Below are 4,009 nucleotides of genomic sequence, written 5' to 3' on the forward strand. Positions count from 1 at the left end.
CGCCCCGAGTCCCGCGGTCTCGCCCCGGGCCCGCGGATTCGGCTCCGGCCCGGTACCGCGGACCGTCGTCCGGGCGATGCCGGGCGGAAACGGAGGCGGACGGGAAGCAGAAGGAAGCAGAAGGAAGCCGAGTCAACGGGCGCTCCGTGTCCGGCGGGCACCCGGGGCCGGGGCCGGCCGCGCGAGGCGCCGGCCTTCCGGACCGCACCGGGCGCACCCCCGGGCGCCGCAGCCGCCGGACCGCGGGGCCGCACATACGGGAACGCCCGGCCGGGAGATCCCGGCCGGGCGTTCCCGCGCGTGTCTCCTCAGCGGGCGGTCGCCGTGCTGTAGGCGCGGCCCGACATCGGGATGACCACGGCGAGGATGCCGCCGATCAGGAGGAGCGACATCAGGACGGGGTGCTCGGCCGGCAGCCCCGTGCCGAGGCCCACGGTCGGATTGCCGAAGAGCTGCCGGCAGGCGGTGACCACCATGCTGACCGGGTTCCACTCGGCGACGACCCTCAGCCAGGTCGGCAGCCCGTCCGGCGGGACGAACGCGTTGGACAGGAACACCAGCGGCATCATGGCCATGAACGCCAGGGCGTTGACCGACTCGGTGCTGCGCAGCGCCAGACCGAGCAGCGCGCCGAGCCACGACATGGCGAAGCCGAGCAGGAGCAGCAGCCCGAACGCCGCGAGGGCCTTGGGCAGTCCGTTGTGGATGCGCCAGCCGATGAGGTAGCCGACGCCGGCCATCAGGGCGCAGGACCAGGCGGCGAGCGCCATGTCCGCGGTGGTGCGGCCGATCAGCACCGCGGAGCGGGAGATCGGCAGCGAACGGAAGCGGTCCACCAGGCCGTTGCTCAGGTCCCCGACGACGCCCAGGGCCGTCTGGGAGATGTTGGCCATCATCACCTGGATGAAGATGCCCGCCATGATGTATTCCTGGTAGCTGCCGCCCTCCACCTGCATGGCGCTGCCGAAGAGCATGCCGAAGATCAGCACGAAGGCGATCGGCATGATGGTGACGCTGATCAGCTGCTCGGGTATGCGGTAGATGTGCCGGAAGTGGCGGCCCACCAACGCCCGTACGTCACTCAGTGTCTCGGTCACGCCGGATCCTTCTCCCTGGCCGTCTGGCCCGTCAGCGTCATGAAAACGTCGTCGAGCGAAGGGCGCCGAACAGCGAACTCCGCTATCTCGATGCCGAGTTCCTCCACCGCCGCGGCTGCGGCGGCGACACCGCCCATCCCGTCGGGCAGCGGCACCGACACGGTGCGGCCGTCCTCGGAGACGGACGGGGTGGTCGCGAGCCGGGAGCCGATCGCGGCGACCACCCGGGAGGTGTCCTCGGCGGCGAGGGCGGCGACCTCGAGGCGCTCGGTGCCGACCTTCTGCTTGAGCTGGTCGGCGGTGCCCTCGGCGATCACCTTGCCGGTGTCGATCACCACGATGCGGTCGGCGAGCTGGTCGGCCTCCTCCAGGTACTGGGTGGTCAGCAGGACGGTCACGCCCTTGGCCACCTGCTCCCGGATCATCCCCCACAGCACGAGCCGGCTGCTGGGGTCGAGTCCGGTGGTCGGCTCGTCCAGGAAGAGGACCGGCGGGTCGACCATCAGGCTGGCCGCCAGGTCCAGCCGCCTGCGCATGCCGCCGGAGTAGGTCCGCACCACCCGGTCGGCGGCCTCGGAGAGTTCGAACCGCTCCAGCAGCTCGTCCGCCCGCCGGCGCGACGGGCCCTTGCCCAGGTGCAGCAGGGTGCCGATGAGCCGCAGGTTCTCCCGGCCGGTGAGCCGTTCGTCGAGGGCCGCGTACTGGCCGGTGAGGCCGATCCGGCGGCGCACCTCCTTGGGCTGCTTGAGGGCGTCGAACCCGGCGACCACGGCCCGGCCCTCCTCGGGCTGGAGCAGGGTGGCCAGGATGCGGACGGTGGTGGTCTTGCCCGCGCCGTTGGGGCCGAGCAGTCCGAGGACCGTCCCCTCGGGCACGGTGAGGGACACTCCGCTCAGCGCCTCGTGCCCCTTGTAACTCTTGCGGAGGCCCTCGGCCTCGATGGCGTTCGTCACGAGTTCACCTCGATGGTCGACGGGGTCTGCCGGGCCCGCCCGTCCGGCCGCGGGACGTCGGTCCCGGAGGCGGACGGGCGGCGGGGGCGGTGGCGCAGGTGGAGGCCGGCGAGCACCAGCGACGCGCCCCAGACGAAGAACACGGGGTACCAGTAGAAGTTCCAGGGGCCGAAGGAGGCGGCCACCTCCGCGCTCGGTTCGACCCTGCCCACGGCGACGAAGAACCGCAGGTAGCCGTAGCCGAGCCCCCACAGCGCGAGCCCGGTGCCGCCGATCAGGGCCGCCCCGACGCGGAGCCACCGGGGGAAGAAGTCCCCCCAGGGCCGGAAGAGGGCGGTGGTCGCGAGGGCGGCGAGAGCGGAGGCCGCCCCCATGCCCCAGAAGGCGATCATGCGCTGCCAGGCCACGTCCGGCACCGACTCGGGGGTGTCGGGGTAGGCGAACATGATCCCCAGTCCCCACCACAGGTGCGGCAGGGCGTAGGCGAGCCCGGCGATCACCGCGCAGTACCCGACGGTCCGCTCCCACCGGGAGACCGGGACCGCGGACACCGGCGTGGCACCCTCTCGTGCCTTCGACATCGAATTCCTCTTCCTACTCGTCAGGGCCGCGGGCGGAGCGAACGGCCCTCAGTTCCATCCGGCGAGCCCCGCACGGTCCACCTCGAAGCGGACGGGCAGGCTCTCCAGGCCGCTGAGGAAATTGGAGAACACCGGCTCCACCGGGCCGTTGGGCTCGATGCGGTCCGCCACGGTCCGCAGCCCGTCGAGCATGGCGTTGATCTCGACGCGGCCGAGGAACGCACCGAGGCAGAAGTGCGGTCCGTAGCCGAACGACACGTGCTTGTTGGGGGTGCGGGCCAGGTCGAACGTCCCGGGGGCGTCGAAGACGTCCTCGTCCCGGTTGGCGGAGGTGTTCCACAGGGTGACGATGTCGTCGGCGGCGATCCGCTGCCCCGCCACCTCGACGTCCCGCAGCGCCCGGCGGCCGAAGTGCATGCCCGGGGTCGTCCAGCGCAGCACCTCCTCCACCGCGCTCTCCACCGTCACCTCGCCCCGCTTCAGCGCGTTCCACTGCTCCGGGTGGCGCATCAGCGCCTGCACCCCGCCGATCATCGACAGCCGGCTGGTCTCGTCGCCGCCGATGATCAGGCTGTAGCAGTTCAGGACGATCTCGTCCTCGTCGAGCGGCTCTCCGTCGATCCGGCCGGTGGCCAGCACGCTGATGACGTCGTCGACCGGGTTCTTCTTGCGCTCCTCGGCGAGCTCGCCGAAGTACAGGAGGATCTCGTTGCGGGCGAGCCAGGAGTCCTCGGCACTGGTGTCGGCCGAACTGGAGCTGAGCGCCTCCTTGTTGAGGCTGAGCAGGAAGGCGCGGTCCGACTCGGGGACGCCCAGCAGGTCGCAGATGGTGGCGATCGGGATGTGCTCGGCGACGTCCCGAGCGAAGTCCGCCTCGCCCCGCTCCACCGCGTTCCTGAGGAGCGTGCGGGTGCGCTGCACGACCTGCTCCGAGATGTGCCGCAGGGCGCGCGGCGAGAAGGACTTGAGCATCAGCTTGCGGATCGCCGCGTGCCGGGGGCCGTCGGTGACCGCGAGCATCTTGCCCGCCGCGGAGTCACTGCCGTGCAACAGCGTGACCAGCAGGTTCCCCCGCTCGGAGGTGAAGTTCTCGTCGTCCTTGTACACCTTCATGATGTCGTGGTACTTGGACAGGACCCAGAATTCGGGCCCCGTCTCGGTCGCCGGGTGACGGTGCACCGGTCGCTCGGCGCGGAACCGGCGCCACATGGCGTGGACGTCGGTCGTCTGATAGGTCGCGGGATCGGTCAGGTCGAAGCTGTCGAGCTCACGGTCCTCGACGTCGGCTCCGCCCAGTGCCGCGGTGGCGCTGGTCATAGGGGCTTGCTCCAAGTGGGTGCGCTGTGGCGGGTCGTCGGTACGGTGACGCTCCGGCGGT

Annotated in this window: 4 protein-coding genes; all 4 read right to left on the bottom strand. The window is 71.3% G+C overall.

The features are described from left to right. Positions 1 to 308 precede the first annotated feature (308 nt). Genes CP969_RS29965 through CP969_RS29980 form a run of 4 tightly spaced genes read right to left on the bottom strand, consistent with a single transcriptional unit; the run spans position 309 to position 3,948 of the window. Entirely contained in the window at positions 309 to 1,097 is a 789-nt protein-coding gene (locus CP969_RS29965; RefSeq protein WP_004981614.1) for an ABC transporter permease, read from the bottom strand. Then, on the bottom strand, positions 1,094 to 2,050 hold the full coding sequence (locus tag CP969_RS29970; protein ID WP_016824056.1) for a daunorubicin resistance protein DrrA family ABC transporter ATP-binding protein: 957 nt from the start codon (positions 2,048 to 2,050) through the stop codon (positions 1,094 to 1,096). Before CP969_RS29970 ends, CP969_RS29965 begins: the two co-directional genes overlap by 4 nt. After that, positions 2,047 to 2,631 carry a DUF3995 domain-containing protein gene (locus CP969_RS29975; RefSeq protein WP_004981609.1) on the bottom strand — a complete coding sequence of 195 codons (585 nt, stop codon included), beginning with the start codon at positions 2,629 to 2,631 and terminating at the stop codon, positions 2,047 to 2,049. Before CP969_RS29975 ends, CP969_RS29970 begins: the two co-directional genes overlap by 4 nt. Positions 2,632 to 2,679: 48 nt before the next feature. Further along, positions 2,680 to 3,948, bottom strand: coding sequence for a cytochrome P450 (locus tag CP969_RS29980; RefSeq protein ID WP_016824054.1), 1,269 nt, complete (start codon positions 3,946 to 3,948; stop codon positions 2,680 to 2,682). Positions 3,949 to 4,009: the final 61 nt, after the last annotated feature.

Source organism: Streptomyces viridosporus T7A (assembly GCF_008704515.1).
GTDB classification, from domain to species: Bacteria; Actinomycetota; Actinomycetes; order Streptomycetales; family Streptomycetaceae; genus Streptomyces; species Streptomyces viridosporus.

Excerpts from the sequence above, each read along its gene's own strand:
- CP969_RS29980 (WP_016824054.1), bottom strand. The coding sequence starts at position 3,948 with ATGACCAGCGCCACCGCGGCACTGGGCGGAGCCGACGTCGAGGACCGT.
- CP969_RS29975 (WP_004981609.1), bottom strand. The coding sequence starts at position 2,631 with ATGTCGAAGGCACGAGAGGGTGCCACGCCGGTGTCCGCGGTCCCGGTC.